The organism is Rhodococcus sp. NPDC003322, assembly GCF_053589555.1.
In genome coordinates, this window is sequence record NZ_JBSFSC010000003.1 from 699,360 (window position 1) to 717,086 (window position 17,727).

Genomic DNA, 17,727 nt, shown 5'->3' on the forward strand with positions numbered 1-17,727 from the left:
CTAGTCGAGGTAGTCGCGCAGCACCTGCGAGCGCGACGGGTGGCGCAGCTTCGACATGGTCTTCGACTCGATCTGCCGGATCCGCTCGCGGGTGACGCCGTAGACCTGGCCGATCTCGTCGAGGGTGCGGGGCTGGCCGTCGGTCAGGCCGAACCGCAACCGCACGACGCCGGCCTCGCGCTCGGACAACGTGTCGAGGACCGACTGCAGCTGATCCTGCAGCAGCGTGAACGACACCGCGTCGACCGCGACGACGGCCTCGGAGTCCTCGATGAAGTCGCCGAGCTGGCTGTCGCCCTCGTCGCCGATGGTCTGGTCCAGGGAGATCGGCTCGCGCGCGTACTGCTGGATCTCCAGCACCTTCTCCGGCGTGATGTCCATCTCCTTCGCGAGCTCCTCGGGAGTGGGCTCGCGGCCCAGGTCCTGGAGCAGCTCACGCTGGATACGGCCGAGCTTGTTGATCACCTCGACCATGTGCACGGGGATGCGGATGGTGCGGGCCTGGTCGGCCATCGCGCGGGTGATCGCCTGCCGGATCCACCAGGTGGCGTACGTGGAGAACTTGTAGCCCTTGGTGTAGTCGAACTTCTCGACCGCGCGGATCAGGCCGAGGTTGCCCTCCTGGATCAGGTCCAGGAACGCCATGCCGCGGCCGGTGTAGCGCTTGGCCAGCGACACGACGAGGCGCAGGTTGGCCTCGAGCAGGTGGTTCTTCGCCCGGTTGCCGTCGCGGCAGATCCAGTTCATGTCGCGGCGCTGCGCGGCGGGGAGCTTCTCGCCCTTCTCGGCGTGCTCCTGCATCAGCTGGGTCGCGTACAGGCCGGCCTCGATGCGCTTGGCGAGCTCGACCTCCTCCTCGGCGTTGAGGAGCGCGACCTTGCCGATCTGCTTGAGGTACGCGCGCACCGAGTCGGCGGAGGCGGTGAGCTCGGCGTCCTTGCGGGCCTGCCGCAGCGCCTCGGACTCCTCCTCGTCCCAGACGAAGTCGCCGGACGCCTTGTCCTTCTCGGACGGCTCCTCGGTCGCCTCGTCCTCCTCGACGGTGACCTCCTCGACGACCTCGTCGGTCAGGTCGCCCTCGGGCACGTCGAGATCGCCGATGTCGCCGTCGTCGAGACCCTCGTCCATCGCATCGGGGTCGCCGGCCTTGGCGGTCGCCTTCTTGGCACCCGCCTTCTTGGCGGCGGTCTTCTTGGCAGGGGCCTTCTTCGCGGCCGCCTTCTTGGCAGGGGCCTTCTTCGCGGCCACCTTCTTCGCAGGGGCCTTCTTCGCCGCCGCCTTCTTCGCGGGAGCGGTACCGGTGACCTCCGCTTCGGTCGCGGAGTCGGAGGTCGGACTGGTTTCGGTGGCGGCCACGTACGCCCTTTCGTGACGGAGTCGTGCGGCGTCACGCCAGAGTGGATTTCCGGCGGAGAGGTCAGTTGATTTCGGCCGGCTTGGACGTCGGCCTCACCATTGTAACTATCGTCGCGGGGAGCTACGTTCCGATGCTGGTCACAGCGGCGAGAGCGGCCCCCGCGATACCCGCCGTGTTCTGCAGCGACGCCGCGACGACCGGTGTTCTGTTGGTCAGGTGGGGGATCCACTTCTCGGCCTTGCGGCTGATTCCGCCGCCCGCGATGAACAGGTCCGGCCACAGCAGGTCCTCGTAGCGGGTGAGCACCCGGGAGACCTCCTTCGCCCACTCCTTGTACGACAGGTCCTTGGTCTCCTTGGCCGCGGACGAGGCCCGGTGCTCGGCCTCCTTGCCGTCCACCTCCATGTGCCCGAACTCGGTGTTCGGCAGCAGCACGCCGTGGTTGAGAATCGCCGAGCCGATGCCGGTGCCGAACGTGAGCAGCACGACGACGCCGTCCACGTCCTTGCCCGCGCCGTACCGGTCCTCGGCGACCCCGGCGGCGTCGGCGTCGTTGAGCACGGTGACGGCGCGGCCACCGAGCGCTCCGGAGAACAGGGCGTTGGCGTCGGTCCCGATCCACGTCCCGTCGATGTTGGCGGCGGTGCGCGCGACGCCCGCCGTGACGACGGCGGGCAGTGTGATCCCGACCGGTCCGTCCCATCCGGCCTGCCGCACGATGTCGGCGACGGTCGCGGCGACGGCGGTGGGCGTGGCCGGCTGCGGGGTGAGGATCTTGATCCGGTCACCGATCAACTGGCCGGTGTCCAGGTCCACCACACCGCCCTTGACGCCGCTGCCCCCGACGTCGATGCCGAAACCCCGATTCGCCCGCTGCGTCGTCATGCCGGTCACGATAGTGGTTGTGGGTGCTGCGTGACGGGAACCGGTGAGGCACCATGGGGCGTGCCGCTTTTCGCCGATCATCCCGCAGTCCGTGCCCACCTCGACGCCGTTGTCACACAGGCCCCCGACGACCCGGCCGCGTTGCGCGCGGTGGCGGTTCGGGTCGCGGTCGAGGCGGCCGAGCACGTCGCGCGCCGCCGTCCGGAGGTCTTCGCAGCGGTAGGTGACGAGGCCGCCTCCGACGCCGTGACCACGAAGAGCACCCCCACCGATCCGGTGACCGTCGTGGACACCGAGACCGAGGACGTGATCCGGGCGCGGCTGGCCGAGATCCGTCCCGGTGACGCGGTGCTGGGGGAGGAGGGTGGGCGCGACGGCGGCCCGGCCGGAGTGCGCTGGGTCGTCGACCCCATCGACGGCACCGTCAACTTCCTGTACGGGATCCCTGCGTACTCGATCTCCGTCGCCGCCCAGATCGACGGCGTGTCCGTCGCGGGCGCGGTGGTCGACGTCGCGGCGGGTGCGGTCTACTCGGCCGCCCGTGGTCTGGGCGCAACGCTCCACGAGGCCGACGGCACGGCGCACCGACTGCGCTGCACCACCGTCACCGAGGTGTCGATGTCGTTGCTTGCGACCGGCTTCGGGTACGCGCAGGGCCGCCGTCGCCGGCAGGGCGAACTGGTCGCCGCGCTGCTGCCCCGCGTTCGCGACATCCGCCGGATCGGGTCTGCCGCGCTGGACCTGTGCATGGTTGCGGCGGGTCGGGTCGACGCACACTTCGAGCACGGTCTGAGCCCGTGGGACTGGGCCGCAGGCGCGCTCGTCGCGGAGGAGGCCGGTGCCGTGGTGCGGTTGCCGTCGGCGGAGTCCAGCGGCGACGAGGGTGCGATCGTGGTGGCCGCCGCCCCGGGGGTCGCGAGGGCGTTGGATGCGCTGTTCGCGGAGGTGGGGGCGCTCGACCCGATCCCGGTGTAGCGGCGGCCGCCGAGGTCGGCACAGGCGGTGCGAAGCGGCCGCCGAGATCAGCAGTGCGCGGCGCGCGCGGCCTTGAGGAGGTCGATGTCCACCGCGCCGGCGCCGCCGGGGGCGGCGGTCTTCAGCGAGGAGAGGACCTCTTCGGCGTCGGTGTTCGGCTGGAGCTTGCGGAAGTACGTGCCCAGTGCGAGGTCGACGATGTCGTCGCTGCGGCCGTCCTGGATCAATTCCGCGCACGGCATGGCCAGCCACAGGGCGCTGGCGGCCGCGAGGCCGTTCGATCCGAACCGGATCTGACCCTGGCACTGCATGTTCTGGTCGACGTAGACCGGGTCGTTGCCGGACTGTACGTCCGGTGCGGAGGCGAAGCCGTAGTCGCTGAGCTGGGACGCCACGTCCGCGGCCTGGCCGCGCTCACCGTTCGCGTTGAAGACCCGGACGCGGGTGGAGGCGAGCGGGGCCGGCTCGACGTCGAGCAGCGTCGTCGCGGACACCGGCTCGCCCAGCGGCTGCGGTTCGGGCTCGTTCGGGTCGAGCGGACCGGACACGGACGGCGGGTTGCACACGACCGGGGCGGACAGCTCCTCCGGCTTGGTCAGGATCCGGAACCACACCACGGCGCCGAGGACGGCGAGCACCGCGATGAGGGCGATCACCGGCAGTGCCCGGCGGTACGGGTAGGGCTTGCCGTTGGGGCCCGTGGAGCTGCCCTCGGTGATCAGTGAAACCACGTTGCGTCCTGACCTCTCGCTGTTCGGGTGCTGCTGCGTGCGCACAGCGTAGTGAAGGGCGGTGCCGGGTTGCGACACCGGAGGTCAGGCGGCGTGGGCGTGGTCGGCGGCGACGGCCTGCGCCGCGCGCGGCGTGTCGCGGTGTGACGGATGTCCTCCCGGCCCGGAATGTCCAGGGCCGCCGAGGTGTTTGTGACGATTGCCGGACGATTTTCGGGCCACGGGGAAATGGACCGAGACATTTTCGCCGAGTTCGGCTATTGTCTGCCCGCCTGATCGTGACAGGACGATGGTCGCGGAGGTGTGCAAGTTTCAGAGAATGTGAGGCGAATCATATTTTCTGTTGCTAACTTCCGGGCACGAATTTTCGTTCTGCCGCGTTGTGCAGCGAGGCTGCAACAGGCGGCGCGCCCACCGGGGCGTGGGGACGGGGACAGATGACGAGAGAGGACGAGGGGAACACGAGATGGCAACCGACTACGACGCACCGAGGCGTTCGGAATCCGACGAGGTGTCGGAGGACTCGCTGGAGGAGTTGAAGGCGCGGCGAAACGAGGCCCAGTCCGCGGTCGTCGACGTCGACGAGTCGGATACGGCGGAATCCTTCGAACTGCCGGGCGCCGACCTGTCCGGCGAGGAGCTGTCGGTTCGTGTGGTGCCGAAGCAGGCGGACGAGTTCACGTGCTCGAGCTGCTTCCTGGTGCACCACAGGAGCCGGCTGGCCAGCGAGGCCAACGGCGTCATGATCTGCATGGACTGCGCCGCCTGACGGTGCAGTACTGCGGCCGCGCAACCCGCTCGCGACCGAGCCCGTGGAGGCTCGGCCGGCGGTGAGGTGCGGCGGTGTCGCGCACCGACCCCGCGCCCGGACGAGCAAGCGCCCGGTCCGACCTGGATATCCGGTTCGGACCGGGCGCTCGTCGTTCGGGTACGGCTACGACGCGGTGGTCTTCCAGCCCAGTGCCGCGGCCAGCTCGTGCGGGCGGCGGGTGCTGACCAGCCAGTACGGTGTCGGATCGTCCGGATCGTCGAGCAGGATCAGCAGCATCGGCTTGACCCAGGTGCGGTTCTGCACGAACGCGGCCGGATCGAGCTGGCGGCCGAGCGCGGCGGACTTCGCCGACGGCGGCACCACCGCCACCCGGGAGATCACGTCGACGGGCAGGTGGGCGCGCCCGATCTGCAGCTCGCCCGGACCGCCGTCGGCGCCGGGCGTGACCTCGACCCGCCATCTGCTCAGCCACAGCAGGCCCCACACGGGGAAGGGGAGCAGCAGCACGTACGGCACCCAGGCGAGGATGCTCGGCGCTCCCATGTGCACCTCGGCCGCGAGCAGGCCGGCGACCGCCAGACCCGCAACCCACCACCACAGCGGGACCCAGAGCCGCTCGGAATAGATCGGTGGTGCGGTGGCGGCCGTGTTGTGGACGGACGTCGATTCGTGGTTCCCAGGTCGGGGGTTCGCAGACACACACTCAGAGTAGTCTCGGTGCACGTGAGCGATCTTCCTGCCGTCGAGCTGCTACGCCTCGACCCCGAGATACCACTGCCGCGACGTGCCCACGAGGGTGACGCCGGCGTCGACCTCTGCTCGACCGTCGACGTGACCCTCGAGCCCGGCGAGCGGGCCCTGGTGGGCACCGGCATCGCCGTGGCGCTGCCGCTGGGGACGGTGGGATTGATCCATCCCCGCTCCGGCCTGGCCGCGAAGTCGGGGCTGTCGGTGGTGAACACCCCCGGAACGGTGGACGCCGGATACCGCGGGGAGATCAAGGTCTGCCTGATCAATCACGACACCCGCACCCCGATCGACATCCGCCGAGGCGACCGGATCGCGCAGCTGCTGGTGCAGCGCGTCGAATTGGTGACGTTCATGGAGGTCGACTCGCTCGACGACACGAGCCGAGGCGCGGGTGGACACGGTTCGAGCGGTGGGCATGCGCTGCTGCACGCGGCGGCGGGCCCGGCCGAGGAAGAGGCACGCTGATGTTCGGACGGAAGAAGAAGGACGCCGCGGCGGCCGACGAGTCGTACTCGGCGAATGTCCCGGTGGACGACACCGACCCCACGGCCGTCACCGACGAGTTCCCGGCGCTCGGCACCGAGGATCGCGGTCCCTATGACGTGAACGACCTGGACGTCGATCCGGCCGAGGGGCGCCTGGACCTGGGCTCGGTTCTCGTTCCGGTGCCCGACGGCGGCCAGATCCAGGTGGAGATGGCGCCCGACGGGTCACCGCAGGCGGTGCACCTGGTGACGCAGCACGGCCGGATCACCGTGGCCGCGTACGCCGCCCCGAAGTCTCCGGGGCAGTGGCGCGAGGTGACCGCCGACCTGGCCGACTCGCTGCGCACCGACAACGCGCAGGTGACGGTCCAGGGCGGACCATGGGGGCGCGAACTTCACGCGGTGACGCCCAATGCCGACCTGCGGTTCATCGGCATCGACGGGTACCGCTGGATGATCCGCTGTGTCGCGGCCGGGCCCGCCGGCTCCGCCGGTGCGGACGCACCCCTCGCGCAGATCGCGCGGGAGGTGCTGCGTGAGACCGTCGTCCGCCGCGGCGACGAACCGCACCCGGTGCGGACCCCGCTGCCGGTGATCCTGCCGCAGGTGCTGGCCGAGCAGTTGGTTGCCGCCCAGCAGCAGCAGGTCCTGGCGCAGCAGCAGGCCGCGGAGCAGCAGGCCGTGGCGCAGCAGCAGGCGGCCGAGGCCGCGGCGCTCGCCCAGCAGGAACGGGACGCGACGCCGCCGGAGCATCGACCCGGCGGTTCCGGCTCGGCGATGCAGCAGATGGACCGAAACTAGCTCCGCTGGCCGGCCGCCTCCAGGAGCGCGTTCAGGCAGTTCCGGCCGAGGACGGCGGGATCGGCGCCGACCTGGTCGAGGGTGACGGTGTGGAGGGCGGCGTCCGGGAGGATCCGCGTCCACAGTTGTGCGACCTCGATCGGGTGCACGGCGTCGTCGATCGCGGCGCAGATGCCGACGGGTACCGCGGTGTGCGCCATCTCGTCCTCGGTGAGGCCGTGGTACCCGGCGGCCTCGTCGAGTGCGAGTGGCAGGTGCGGCCACTGCGACCGCCAGGAGCGTTCCAGTTCCCCGCCCAGCCACGCGGGTGAGGTTTCGATCATCGCGCTGGTGACGGCCTCGAGTCCGTCGGCGCGGAGCCGGGTTGCGGTGAACGTGGCGCTCATCGCGGCGGGGGCATCGGTGGGGTCACCGGTCCACGCGGGCAGTGCCGCGAGGACGCCCACCGCGCGGTCCGGGTGTCGCGTCGCCCACTCCAGCGCGACCGAGGCGCCGATCGAGATCCCCGCGGCGAGCACGCGGCCGTGTTCGGCGGCGGCATTGAGCGCGTCGAGATAGCTGCCGACCACCCGGCGAGGGTCGGGATCGACGGCAACGACATGGACTCCGACCTGCGACAACGCGCCGGTGAAGGCGCGCGCGGCGAAGTCGGCATCGGACCCGGTTCCGGGTAGGGCCACCGCGACCGGTGGCAGCGTCAGCTGTGCCATACGTCGATAGTGCACGGCCGTCCGTGGACGGTCTGCAGGCGGTCTTGTTGACCGGTTCGGAAGTGGGTCTACAGTGGCGATCACACAGACCTACAAGCGGGGCGAGGGATCGCACCGTACCTGCTCGGAGGAGCGCGCAATGGCACTCGCGGCCAACGGATATTTCCGACGACTGTCCCGGCGGCTGACCGGAGATCTCGACGAACTCGACGCGGAGGAGATGGCGGAGTCCTCGCAGGCGTCGGGGGCCCAGCGGGCCAGTGACTGCCGGCACGGCGAGGAGGTGACGATGCAGGGCCGCTTGCGCAGTGTGGAGTCCTGTTCCAAGTCGTCGAGCGCCACCGTGCAGGCGGAATTGTTCGACGGCACCGATCCGGTGACGCTGGTGTGGATCGGCCGCCGCCGGATCGCCGGGATCGAGACCGGAAAGAAGCTGCTGGTCCGAGGCAGGCTCGGGGACCGCAACGGGCAGAAGGTCATTTACAACCCCTACTACGAACTGCTCGGCGACTCGTAGGAGCTTCCGCAGGTGGAATGCTCCGGGTGACGGCCGGTGCCCACCTCGATCGCGATGTGGCACCCTCGTGTGGTGACCGACAGGCAGCAGCCCACCATCCTCGAACAGCTCGGCGGTATCAGCGGGCTCGTCTACTCGACGCTGCCGATCGTGGCGTTCGTCCCGGTGAACAGTTTCTTCGGCCTGACCGCGGCGATCTGGGCCGCGCTCGGGGTCGCGGCGGCGGTGCTGGTGTGGCGGCTGGTCGTGCGTGGCACCGTGCAACCGGCGATCTCGGGTTTCATCGGGGTCGGGATCTGCGCGTTCATCGCACACCGGACCGGTGACGCGAAGGGTTACTTCCTGTTCGGGATCTACACGTCGCTGCTGTACGCGGGCGCCTTCGTGGTGTCGATTCTCGTGCGGTGGCCGCTGGTCGGCGTGGTGTGGGGCTTCCTCAACGGGCACGGCAACAGCTGGCGTCGGTCGCGGGCGGCGATCCGGGCCTACGACATCGCCACCCTGGCGTGGGCGGTGGTCTTCGGTGCCCGGTACCTCGTGCAGTCGCAGCTCTACGACACCGATCACACCGGGTGGCTCGCAGTGACCCGGATCGGGATGGGCTGGCCGCTGACGGCGCTGGTTCTGCTGGTGACCGTCTGGGCGGTGCGCAGGGCGGACCAGGCGGTCGATGCGGAGGCACTGGACGCGGACACGCTCGACGACGCCGGGGTCGACGACGGGGCGGTGGACGCGAACCCGCAGGATTCGGATCGGGACACCCGTTCGTAGCTTCGGATCGACCTTCGATGCGTTATGGAACTGCGGGGAAATTGTTATCTTCTGCGCGATTTTTCATTCGAATGGATGAATTCCCGATATTAGTACGCCGTCGAAATGTCTTTGTCCGTTAGCGGACCGATTGCGCGGAAATCAGGCAAATCCGAAGTGCCGTAATTCCTGTGAAAGGCGAAGTATCTGTCCGCTTCGTCGGGATCAGCCCACGCCGGGTCGCTCGGCAGGGTGTCCGGTCTCGGGACCCGGTCGCAGCGACAGCGTCACCGCCGCGATTATCGCGCAGACCACTGCCACCGCCGTGGTCACCCACAGCACGGCGTCCAGGCCGTCGACGAATGCGCCGTTCGCCGACCGCAACAGCTGTGGGAGGTCGAGTCGGCGGGCGATTTCGTCGGCGGCGGGCACACCCTGACGTGCCCGCTCGGCGAGCGGCTGAGGGAGCGCTCCGGTGTCCAGATTCGCCCGGTAGACGGAGTTCAGAACGGTGCCGAGGACGGCGACCCCGATCGTCCCGCCGGCCTGGCGCAATGCCTGGAGCAGCGCCGCTCCGGATCCGGCCCGCTCCTCGGACAGGGCACCGACGGCGGCGGCCATGATCACCGGCAGTGCCAGCCCGAGCCCGAGTCCCGCGACGGTGAACCAGGTGGCGACCAGGCCGTAGCCGGTGTCCGCCCCGGTGACGGTGCCGAGGGCGGCGCCACCGGCCAGGACCCCGAAGCCGAGTGCGGCGACCGCACCGGGGCCGAGGTGGTTGCCCAGGGCGTCGCCGATCCGGGCGCCTGCCGCGAGTCCTGCGATCAGCGGCAGGAGTTTGACCCCGGTGGTCAGGGCGTCGTTGCCCTGGACGGACTGCAGCAGTTGCGGCAGCGCGAAGAACAGACCGAACATCACCAGGGTCATCAGGGTCGAGAGCGTTGCACCCCAGGTGAATTCGCGAACGGTGAAGAGCGAGGGGTCGACGAGGGGATGGGCCGCGATGCGGAGCCGAACCGCGAATGCGGCCAGCAGTGCCGCCGCGACCGCCAGAGCGCAGAGGGTTACCGCATCGGACCATCCGGAGGTGCCCGCTCGCGTCAATCCGTAGGTGAGGGCGAACAGTCCCGTGCTGGCCAGTCCGGCACCGGGCAGGTCGAACGGAATCTTCTGCTTGGACCGGGACTCCGGCACCAGGGCCGCGACCGCCACGACCCCGACACACACCAGCGGCAGGTTGATCAGGAACACCGACCCCCACCAGAAGTGCTGCAGCAGCCAGCCGCCGACCAACGGGCCGAGAGGGAGTCCGACGGCCGTCGCGGTGACCCACACCGACAACGCCCGGGCCTGCTCGCGGCGGCCGGGGAAGAGCACCGGCAGTACCGCGAGCGACATCGGCATCATCACGGCCGCGGCCAGGCCGAGGAGCGACCGGGCGGCGATCAGCTGCCCGGCGGTGCCGGCGAAGGCGCAGAGCAGTGACGCGACACCGAACAGAGTCATCGCGCCGACGAGCAGGCGTTTGCGGCCGACCCGGTCGCCGATCGCACCGGCAGGTAGCAGCGCCGCGGCCATCACGAGCGTGTAAGAGGACACGAACCACTGCAACTGTTCGGTGCTCGCGCCCAGGTCGACGGCGAGCGTGGGGAGCGCCACCACGAGAACGGTGGTGTCCAGTCCGATGGTGAGCATCGCAACGGCGAGCGCCGAGAGCGCCCACCAGCGACGGCGCGTGGAGACGGAGTTCTTCGATGTGACGACCATGACGGTCACCTCGAAACGAGAGCTGCAACCCGTTGACGGTAACCCCTGGGAAAATCCGTCGACAAGGGCCCGGTGGCCGGCCCGCTCAGCGGGTCAGGCCGACCGCCTCGCGCAGTTCGTCCTCCACCTCGACCGAGGCCACGAAAACCAGTTCGTCGCCGCCCTCGATCGGGTCGTCGGGCTGAGGCACGATCACCCGGCCGCCGCGGATGATCGTGACCAGCGCGGCGTCGCGAGGCAGTTGCATCCGGCGCACGGGCTTGCCCGCCAGTGCGGTGTCGGGAGGCAGGGTGATCTCCACCAGGTTCGCCTGACCCTGCCGGAATGTCATCAGCCGCACCAGATCTCCGACCGAGACCGCCTCCTCGACCAGCGAGGCGAGCATCCGCGGCGTCGACACCGCGACGTCGACACCCCAGGACTCGTCGAACAGCCACTCGTTGCGGGGATCGTTCACCCGGGCCACGACGCGCTGGACCGCGAACTCGGTCTTGGCGAGCAGGCTGACCACGATGTTGGCCTTGTCGTCGCCGGTGGCGGCGATCACCACGTCGTACGACTCGAGTTTGGCGGCCTCGAGCAGCCCGAGTTCACAGGCGTCGGCATGCACCCAGTGCGCCTCCGGAATCGCCTCCGGGTCGACGTGCTCGAGTTTGCGCTCCAGCAGCATGACGTGGTGGTCTCCGCGGACCAGTTCGCGGGCGATCGAACGGCCGACGGCGCCGGCTCCGGCAATTGCGACTCTCATCGGGTACATCCGATCGGGTAGTGGTGAGCGGTCCCGCTCGCGGGTACTCGGGACGGTGTCGGTGGTCTCACTCGTCCGCCGGCGGGGGAGTCGTCGCGAGGGCCACGGCCTCGGCGACGGTGCCGGACACGGCGGCGATGTACACCTGGTCGTCCGCCTGGATCACCGTCTTGAGGTTCGGCAGTACGCCGGTGCCGAAGCGGATGAGGAACGCGACACGGGAACCGGTGAACTCCTCGAGTTCGGTGACCTTGTGCCCGACCCAGTCCTCGTGCAGGTCGAGCTCTGCGACCGCGACGGTGCCCGTCGGATCCCGCCACTTCGCGGTGTGCGACTCGAGTGTCAGGTGGTGCAGGAACCGGTCCGTCGTCCACGGCACCGTGGCCACCGTCGGGATGCCCAGCCGCTCGTACACCGCTGCGCGTTTGGCGTCGTAGATCCGTGCGACCACCCGGTTGACGCCGAAGGTCTCCCGGGCCACGCGCGCGGAGATGATGTTCGAGTTGTCGCCCGAGGACACCGCGGCGAATGCCTCGGCCCGCTCGATTCCCGCCTTGATCAGCACGTCGCGGTCGAAGCCCATGCCGACGACCCGCTGCCCGGTGAACTCCGGGTCGAGGCGCCGGAACGCCTCCGGGTCGCGGTCGATGATCGCGACCTCGTGGCCGATCCGGTTCAGCCCGGCCGCGAGGGCCGATCCGACCCGGCCGCACCCCATCACGACTACGTACACCGCTGGCCCCTCCGCTCCGGTCTCGACGGAGCTGTCTCTCGTGCCGTGCACACGGCACCGCTTCCTTGTGAACCCGAACGGTACCGCTCCTGATCGGCGGGTGCCCGCACGCGTGCCGAAATCTGCGGTGTTCGGTGCGGATGGCGCCGGATCGGTGCCGACGGCTTACGCTTTGGCGGTGTCAAAGCTCTCGACCGCTGCGAAGCGGCTGTTGGTGGGTAGACCGTTCCGGAGCGACAAGCTGGGGCACACCCTGCTGCCCAAGCGGATCGCGCTCCCGGTCTTCGCATCCGATGCGATGTCCTCGGTGGCCTATGCGCCGGAGGAGATCTTCCTGGTCCTGTCGGTGGCCGGCATCTCCGCATACGCGTTCACCCCGTGGATCGGGCTCGCGGTCTGCGTGGTGATGGCCGTCGTCGTCGCCAGCTACCGGCAGAACGTGCACGCCTACCCGTCCGGCGGCGGCGACTATGAGGTCGCGACCGTCAACCTCGGCCCGAACGCCGGCCTCACCGTCGGCAGCGCCCTGATGGTCGACTACGTGCTCACCGTCGCGGTGTCGATCTCGTCGGCGGCATCGAACATCGGATCGGCGGTCCCGTTCGTCGCGACGCACAAGGTGCTGTTCGCGGTCGCGGCGATCGTGCTGCTGACCGCGATGAACCTGCGCGGGATCCGGGAATCGGGGACCGCGTTCGCGATTCCGACCTATGCGTTCATCGTCGGAATGTTCGCGATGCTCGGCTGGGGGTTGTTCCGGATCTACGTGCTCGGCGAGGACGTGCGCGCGGTGTCGTCCGGATTCGAACTCGCTGCGGAGGACTCGCACTTGTACGGGATCGCGTTCGCCTTCCTGATCGCTCGCGCCTTCTCGTCCGGATGCGCGGCGCTGACCGGTGTCGAGGCGATCTCCAACGGAGTACCGGCGTTCCGGAAACCGAAGTCCCGCAACGCGGCGACCACGCTGCTGTTGCTCGGCACCTTCGCCATCACACTGCTGATGGGCATCATCATCCTGGCCCAGAAGATCGGTGTCGTGTACGCGCACGATCCGGCCACCCAGCTCATCGGAGCGCCCGCGGACTACCACCAGAAGACGCTGATCGCGCAGATCGCGGAGGCGGTGTTCTCGGGCTTCCCGATCGGGTTCTTCTTCATCGCGATCGTCACCGCCCTGATCCTCGTCCTGGCCGCGAACACCGCCTTCAACGGCTTCCCGGTCCTGGGTTCGATTCTCGCGCAGGACCGCTACCTGCCGCGTCAGCTTCACACGCGCGGCGACCGTCTCGCGTTCAGCAACGGCATCCTCTTCCTCTCCGGCGCGGCGATCGCATTCGTGGTGCTGTTCGGCGCCGAGGTCACCAAGCTGATCCAGCTCTACATCGTGGGCGTCTTCGTCTCGTTTGTGCTCAGTCAGACGGGCATGATCCGGCACTGGACCCGGCACCTGAGGGACGAGACCGATCCCGCACAGCGGCGGCACATGCAGCGCTCGCGGGTGATCAACTCGATCGGCCTGGCGATGACCGGTGCGGTGCTGGTGATCGTGCTGCTCACCAAGTTCGCGGCCGGTGCCTGGATCGCGATCGTCGCGATGGTCGCGATCTTCGTGCTGATGAAGTCCATTCGGCGGCACTACGACAGCGTCGCCGCCGAACTCGAGGAGCAGGAGTGGGACGGGGTGCTCCCCAGCCGTACCCACTCGATCGTGCTGGTCTCGAAGATGCACATGCCGACGATGCGCGCACTGGCCTACGCCCGTGCCACCCGCCCCGACACGCTCGAGGCGGTGACCGTCAACGTCGACGAACCGGACACCCGCGCGCTGGTGCGCGAATGGGAGAAGAGTGACATCACGGTGCCGCTCAAGGTGATCGAGTCGCCCTACCGGGAGATCACCAAGCCGGTGCTTGACTACGTCCGCCGGGTGCGCCGGGATTCACCCCGCGACGTGGTGACCGTCTTCATCCCCGAGTACGTCGTCGGCCACTGGTGGGAGACGATCCTGCACAACCAGAGTGCACTGCGGCTCAAGAGCCGGCTGCTGTTCCAGCCCGGTGTGATGGTGACGTCGGTGCCGTGGCAGCTGACCTCGTCCGAACGGGTCAAGCGCTACACCGTGCCGACCGGCCCCGGCGGGACCCGACGCGGATTCGACGCGCCCGAAGGAAACGTGAAGCAGTGAGCGAGAACTGGTACGGCCGGGAGCTCGAGGTCACGCTGGGCAATCCGGGTCACGGCGGGTTCTGCGTGGCCCGGTACGAGGGCCGCGTCGTGTTCGTCCGGCACGGGCTGCCGGGCGAGGTGGTGCGGGCCCGCGTCACCGAGGACCGCGGGGGTTCCTACTGCCGGGCCGACGCGGTGGAGATCATCTCGGCTTCGGCCGATCGCGTCGATCCGTTGTGCCCGATCTCCGGGCCCGGCGGCGCGGGCTGCTGTGATCTGTCCCACGCGACCCTGTCCGCGCAGCGGGCGATGAAATCGTCGGTGGTCGCCGAACAACTGCACCGTCTCGCCGGGGTCGAGCGCGACGTCGAGGTCGAGGAGCTGCCGGGAACCGGGGCAGGCGCCGGTTGGCGCACCCGGCTGCGGCTCGCTGTCGACGCCGACGGCCGCGCCGGCTTCCACGGCTATCGCAGCTCGGACGTGATCACGAATCTCGCCTGCCCGCAACCAGTTTCGGGTGTCTACGACGGGTTGGCCGAGCGGTCCTGGCGTCCCGGTGGCGAACTGCAGGTCACCGTGGACGCGGCGGGAGACCGGCACGTGGTCGAGATCGAACCGGCCCAGGTGAGCCGCACCGGCCGTCGGAGCCCCGGCAGGCGCGGCGCGACCGCCCGCAGGGCGGCGACGGCCCGGCCGCGCCGCGAACACGTGGTACTCGGGAGCGGGCGCGCCGTGCAGCGTGTCGGTGACCGGGAGTGGGAGCTGTCGGCGACCGGATTCTGGCAGGCGCATCGCGGGGCGGCGCAGCGGTACTCGGAGGTGGTCGCCGAATGGTCGGGGCTCGGCGCAGGTGACACCGCCTGGGACCTGTACGGCGGGGTCGGTGTGTTCGCCGCCGCGCTCGCGGGGCAGGTGGGGGAGCGCGGCACGGTCGTCTCGGTGGAGTCGAGCCGCGGAGCCGTCGAGGACGGCAGGCGCGCGCTGTCGGATCTGCCGCAGGTCCGGCTGGAGTCGTCGCGGGTGGAGAACCTGGTCACCGCGCTCCCGGGCCCGGTGTCGACGGTCGTCCTCGACCCGCCGAGGTCCGGCGCGGGCCGCGCAGTGATCGAGGCCGTCGCGTCCGCCGGGCCGCACACGATCGTGCACATCGGCTGCGATCCCGCGGCCTTCGGCCGTGACGTCGGCCTCTATCTGGGGCAGGGGTACCGGCTCGCGCAGGTGCGGGCCTTCGACGCCTTCCCCCTCACCCATCACATGGAGTGCATCGCGCTGCTGCAGCGCTGAGGGTCCGCGCTGCGGCGTGCTGCGCCTCGCGGGCCCGGACGTGTGGCCTCCGCCGGCGGGTGGGTTGTGAATCACACCCCGGCGACCCCGCCTCTACTTGCTTGCATAATGCAATCAATATATACTTGCATAACGCAAGCATATTAAAGTTGGTTTTACTTTTCCTGGGGGCTTCCCGTCATGACCGTGCAGACCACCACCGCGCAAGACCTGGTGGAGGAGGTGTTCCTCTTCGGTCGTACCCTGCGCAACCTGCTCGGCAACGCCGACGAATCCGGGCTGCCGCCCGCATTGCTCGGCGTCCTGCACGTTCTCGCGGGTTCCGCGCCGTGCAGGCAGAACGAGCTCGCCGTGAACCTGTGCGTCAGTCAGTCGTCGCTCAGCAGGCAGATCGCCGACCTCGTCGACGCGGGTCTCGTCGAACGCCGCACCGACCCGGCCGACGGTCGGGCCTCGTTGGTGCAGCTGTCCGACGCCGGAGTCCGGTTCCTCGCCGACAACAGGGAACTGCGAGCCGCCCGTCTCCGGCGGATGCTCGCGGACTGGAGTCAGGGCGAGGCCGAAGACGCCTTGGCCGCGCTGCGGCACCTCAAACAGACCTTCTCGTCACCGGCTCGGACCCCCGTGACCGGCGCCACCGCACCACTCAAAGGGGGATCTCGCGCATGACCACCACCGAATCCACCGTCGGGCACCACGCCCCGCCGGAGCAGCTGATGACACACCGGGAGATCCTCGAGGTGCTCGCCGGGCTGCTCGCCGCCCTGTTCACGGCGTTGATCAGTTCGACCATCGTGTCCACGGCGCTGCCCACGATCATCGGTGACCTCAACGGCAGCCAGACCCAGTACGCGTGGGTGATCACCACCTCGCTGCTCGCCACCGCGGCGTCCACGCCGATCTGGGGCAAGCTTTCGGATCTGTACAACAAGAAGTTGCTGGTCCAGTCCTCGATCGTCATCTTCGTCATCGGGTCCGTCATCGCCGGCCTGTCGTCGACGGTGCCGATCCTCCTCGGTGCCCGGGTGATCCAGGGCATCGGCATGGGTGGTCTGACCGCGCTGGTCGTCGCCATCATCGGAACGATCATCCCGCCGCGCGATCGCGGTCGGTACTCGGGCTACATGGGTGCCGTCATGGCGGTGTCGATGGCGGGCGGGCCGGTGCTCGGCGGTGTGATCGCGGACAGCCTCGGCTGGCGCTGGTGCTTCTTCGTGTGCGTGCCGCTCGCGGTCGTCGCCCTGTTCCTGCTGCAGAAGACGCTGCACATCGACACCACTCGCGTCGAGGGCGTGAAGATCGACTGGCTCGGTGCCACCCTGTTGACCGCGGGCGTGTCCGTGCTGCTCATCTGGGTGTCGTTCGCGGGTAAGGCCACCTACTACGACTGGATCTCCACCGAGTCCGCGCTGATGGTCGGTGCCGGCCTGCTGCTGCTGATCGCGACCGTCGTGGTGGAGAGCAAGGCATCGTCGCCGATCATCCCGCTCAAGATCGTCGTCGAGCGGACCACAGCTCTCGCGATCATCGCGTCGGTGGCCGTCGGCATCGGTCTGTTCGGTGCCACCACCTTCCTCACCCAGTACTTCCAGACCGCGCGTGGCTTCTCGCCGACGGAAGCGGGCCTCCTGACCATCCCGATGGTGCTCGGCATGCTCACCGGCTCCGTGGTGTCGGGTCAGCTGATCACCCGGTTCGGCAAATGGAAGGGATTTGTCGTCGCGGGTGCCACGCTGCAGGTGATCGGCTTCGCGTTGCTCTCGACCGTCGATCACGAGACCGCGATCCCGGTGATCGGCCTGATGATCGCGCTGCTCGGCCTCGGCACCGGCATGCTGATGCAGAACGTGGTGCTCGCGGTACAGAACACGGTGAGCGTCCACAACGTCGGCGCGGCGTCGAGCGTGGTCGCGTTCTTCCGCACGTTCGGCGGTGCGATCGGTGTCTCGGTGCTCGGTTCGGTCCTGGCCACCCGGGTCACGGAGCTGACGGCCGCCGGCTTCGCGAAGCTCGGCATCGACTCGCACACCCCGGGCGGCGGCGGGAACCTCAATCTCGCCACCCTTCCCGAGCCGGTGCGTGAGGTGATCCGGGCCTCCTACGGCGACGCGACGGGCCGGATCTTCCTGATCGCCGCCGTCGTCTCCGTGGTGACGCTGATCGCGGTGAGTCTGCTGCCGAACAAGCCGCTGCGCACCACGATCGACCTGAAGCCGTCCGAGGCGGATCAGGAGTACGCCAAGGTGTAGAGCGCACACGAAAGGCCCGGTCCCACAGCAGGGACCGGGCCTTTCGC

18 protein-coding genes are annotated in these 17,727 nt (G+C 69.3%); 10 read left to right on the top strand and 8 right to left on the bottom strand.

The window, feature by feature from the left end:
- Together ACWDUM_RS15500 and ppgK are read right to left on the bottom strand one after the other, a co-directional pair.
- The gene (locus tag ACWDUM_RS15500; RefSeq protein WP_450134630.1) at positions 1–1,356 is read right to left on the bottom strand and encodes an RNA polymerase sigma factor; all 1,356 of its coding nucleotides are present in this window, start codon (positions 1,354–1,356) and stop codon (positions 1–3) included.
- A 121-nt stretch (positions 1,357–1,477) separates the two neighbouring features.
- Positions 1,478–2,242, bottom strand: coding sequence for a polyphosphate--glucose phosphotransferase (ppgK, locus tag ACWDUM_RS15505; protein WP_450134631.1), 765 nt, complete (start codon positions 2,240–2,242; stop codon positions 1,478–1,480).
- A gap of 141 nt (positions 2,243–2,383) precedes the next feature.
- On the opposite strand from ppgK, the gene ACWDUM_RS15510 reads away from it, so the two are divergent.
- Positions 2,384–3,217, top strand: a complete 834-nt coding sequence (locus ACWDUM_RS15510; RefSeq protein ID WP_450134756.1) for an inositol monophosphatase family protein — start codon at positions 2,384–2,386, stop codon at positions 3,215–3,217.
- Between the two features lie 47 nt (positions 3,218–3,264).
- On the opposite strand, the gene cei is transcribed toward ACWDUM_RS15510, so the two are convergent.
- Positions 3,265–3,948, bottom strand: coding sequence for an envelope integrity protein Cei (cei, locus tag ACWDUM_RS15515; RefSeq protein WP_450115920.1), 684 nt, complete (start codon positions 3,946–3,948; stop codon positions 3,265–3,267).
- 466 nt (positions 3,949–4,414) lie between these two features.
- Between cei and ACWDUM_RS15520 the strand changes: the two genes are divergently transcribed.
- Positions 4,415–4,717 carry a DUF4193 domain-containing protein gene (locus tag ACWDUM_RS15520; RefSeq protein ID WP_387469245.1) on the top strand — a complete coding sequence of 101 codons (303 nt, stop codon included), beginning with the start codon at positions 4,415–4,417 and terminating at the stop codon, positions 4,715–4,717.
- A 165-nt stretch (positions 4,718–4,882) separates the two neighbouring features.
- Here the strand turns inward: ACWDUM_RS15520 and ACWDUM_RS15525 are convergent, their stop codons facing one another.
- Entirely contained in the window at positions 4,883–5,347 is a 465-nt protein-coding gene (locus ACWDUM_RS15525) for a DUF3093 domain-containing protein (RefSeq protein ID WP_450134757.1), read from the bottom strand.
- A gap of 90 nt (positions 5,348–5,437) precedes the next feature.
- Here ACWDUM_RS15525 and dut point away from each other — a divergent pair, with 90 nt between their 5' ends.
- Positions 5,438–5,935 (top strand): dUTP diphosphatase, encoded by a 498-nt coding sequence (gene dut, locus ACWDUM_RS15530; protein WP_450134632.1) that lies wholly within the window; start codon positions 5,438–5,440, stop codon positions 5,933–5,935.
- Positions 5,935–6,756: a DUF3710 domain-containing protein gene (locus ACWDUM_RS15535; protein WP_450134633.1), complete on the top strand. Its 822-nt coding sequence runs from the start codon at positions 5,935–5,937 to the stop codon at positions 6,754–6,756. The genes dut and ACWDUM_RS15535 overlap by 1 nt, the downstream gene beginning before the upstream one ends.
- On the opposite strand, the gene ACWDUM_RS15540 is transcribed toward ACWDUM_RS15535, so the two are convergent.
- A complete protein-coding gene (locus tag ACWDUM_RS15540; protein WP_450134634.1) occupies positions 6,753–7,466 on the bottom strand; it encodes an alpha/beta fold hydrolase in 714 nt (237 codons plus the stop codon). The genes ACWDUM_RS15535 and ACWDUM_RS15540 overlap by 4 nt on opposite strands.
- 139 nt (positions 7,467–7,605) lie before the next feature.
- On the opposite strand from ACWDUM_RS15540, the gene ACWDUM_RS15545 reads away from it, so the two are divergent.
- Positions 7,606–7,983, top strand: coding sequence for an OB-fold nucleic acid binding domain-containing protein (locus ACWDUM_RS15545; RefSeq protein WP_450115924.1), 378 nt, complete (start codon positions 7,606–7,608; stop codon positions 7,981–7,983).
- 72 nt (positions 7,984–8,055) lie between these two features.
- The gene (locus ACWDUM_RS15550; RefSeq protein ID WP_450134635.1) at positions 8,056–8,754 is read left to right on the top strand and encodes a DUF3159 domain-containing protein; all 699 of its coding nucleotides are present in this window, start codon (positions 8,056–8,058) and stop codon (positions 8,752–8,754) included.
- A gap of 204 nt (positions 8,755–8,958) precedes the next feature.
- Here ACWDUM_RS15550 and ACWDUM_RS15555 read toward each other — a convergent pair whose 3' ends face one another.
- The 3 genes from ACWDUM_RS15555 to ACWDUM_RS15565 form a co-directional block, all read right to left on the bottom strand.
- On the bottom strand, positions 8,959–10,500 hold the full coding sequence (locus ACWDUM_RS15555) for an MFS transporter (RefSeq protein ID WP_450134636.1): 1,542 nt from the start codon (positions 10,498–10,500) through the stop codon (positions 8,959–8,961).
- A gap of 85 nt (positions 10,501–10,585) precedes the next feature.
- Entirely contained in the window at positions 10,586–11,248 is a 663-nt protein-coding gene (locus ACWDUM_RS15560) for a potassium channel family protein (protein ID WP_450115926.1), read from the bottom strand.
- A gap of 67 nt (positions 11,249–11,315) precedes the next feature.
- Positions 11,316–11,981: a potassium channel family protein gene (locus ACWDUM_RS15565; RefSeq protein WP_450115927.1), complete on the bottom strand. Its 666-nt coding sequence runs from the start codon at positions 11,979–11,981 to the stop codon at positions 11,316–11,318.
- Between the two features lie 178 nt (positions 11,982–12,159).
- On the opposite strand from ACWDUM_RS15565, the gene ACWDUM_RS15570 reads away from it, so the two are divergent.
- The 4 genes from ACWDUM_RS15570 (at position 12,160) to ACWDUM_RS15585 (ending at position 17,680) form a co-directional block, all read left to right on the top strand.
- Entirely contained in the window at positions 12,160–14,166 is a 2,007-nt protein-coding gene (locus tag ACWDUM_RS15570) for an APC family permease (protein ID WP_450134637.1), read from the top strand.
- Complete coding sequence (locus ACWDUM_RS15575) at positions 14,163–15,431, top strand: class I SAM-dependent RNA methyltransferase (protein WP_450134638.1); 1,269 nt, start codon at positions 14,163–14,165, stop codon at positions 15,429–15,431. The genes ACWDUM_RS15570 and ACWDUM_RS15575 overlap by 4 nt, the downstream gene beginning before the upstream one ends.
- A 180-nt stretch (positions 15,432–15,611) precedes the next feature.
- Positions 15,612–16,100 carry a MarR family winged helix-turn-helix transcriptional regulator gene (locus ACWDUM_RS15580; protein WP_450134639.1) on the top strand — a complete coding sequence of 163 codons (489 nt, stop codon included), beginning with the start codon at positions 15,612–15,614 and terminating at the stop codon, positions 16,098–16,100.
- Positions 16,097–17,680 carry an MDR family MFS transporter gene (locus ACWDUM_RS15585; protein ID WP_450134640.1) on the top strand — a complete coding sequence of 528 codons (1,584 nt, stop codon included), beginning with the start codon at positions 16,097–16,099 and terminating at the stop codon, positions 17,678–17,680. Before ACWDUM_RS15580 ends, ACWDUM_RS15585 begins: the two co-directional genes overlap by 4 nt.
- Positions 17,681–17,727: the final 47 nt, after the last annotated feature.

Excerpts from the sequence above, each read along its gene's own strand:
- ACWDUM_RS15520 (WP_387469245.1), top strand. The coding sequence starts at position 4,415 with ATGGCAACCGACTACGACGCACCGAGGCGTTCGGAATCCGACGAGGTG.
- ACWDUM_RS15555 (WP_450134636.1), bottom strand. The coding sequence starts at position 10,500 with ATGGTCGTCACATCGAAGAACTCCGTCTCCACGCGCCGTCGCTGGTGG.
- ACWDUM_RS15560 (WP_450115926.1), bottom strand. The coding sequence starts at position 11,248 with ATGAGAGTCGCAATTGCCGGAGCCGGCGCCGTCGGCCGTTCGATCGCC.
- ACWDUM_RS15580 (WP_450134639.1), top strand. The coding sequence starts at position 15,612 with ATGACCGTGCAGACCACCACCGCGCAAGACCTGGTGGAGGAGGTGTTC.
- ACWDUM_RS15545 (WP_450115924.1), top strand. The coding sequence starts at position 7,606 with ATGGCACTCGCGGCCAACGGATATTTCCGACGACTGTCCCGGCGGCTG.
- ACWDUM_RS15540 (WP_450134634.1), bottom strand. The coding sequence starts at position 7,466 with ATGGCACAGCTGACGCTGCCACCGGTCGCGGTGGCCCTACCCGGAACC.
- ACWDUM_RS15585 (WP_450134640.1), top strand. The coding sequence starts at position 16,097 with ATGACCACCACCGAATCCACCGTCGGGCACCACGCCCCGCCGGAGCAG.
- ACWDUM_RS15535 (WP_450134633.1), top strand. The coding sequence starts at position 5,935 with ATGTTCGGACGGAAGAAGAAGGACGCCGCGGCGGCCGACGAGTCGTAC.
- ppgK (WP_450134631.1), bottom strand. The coding sequence starts at position 2,242 with ATGACGACGCAGCGGGCGAATCGGGGTTTCGGCATCGACGTCGGGGGC.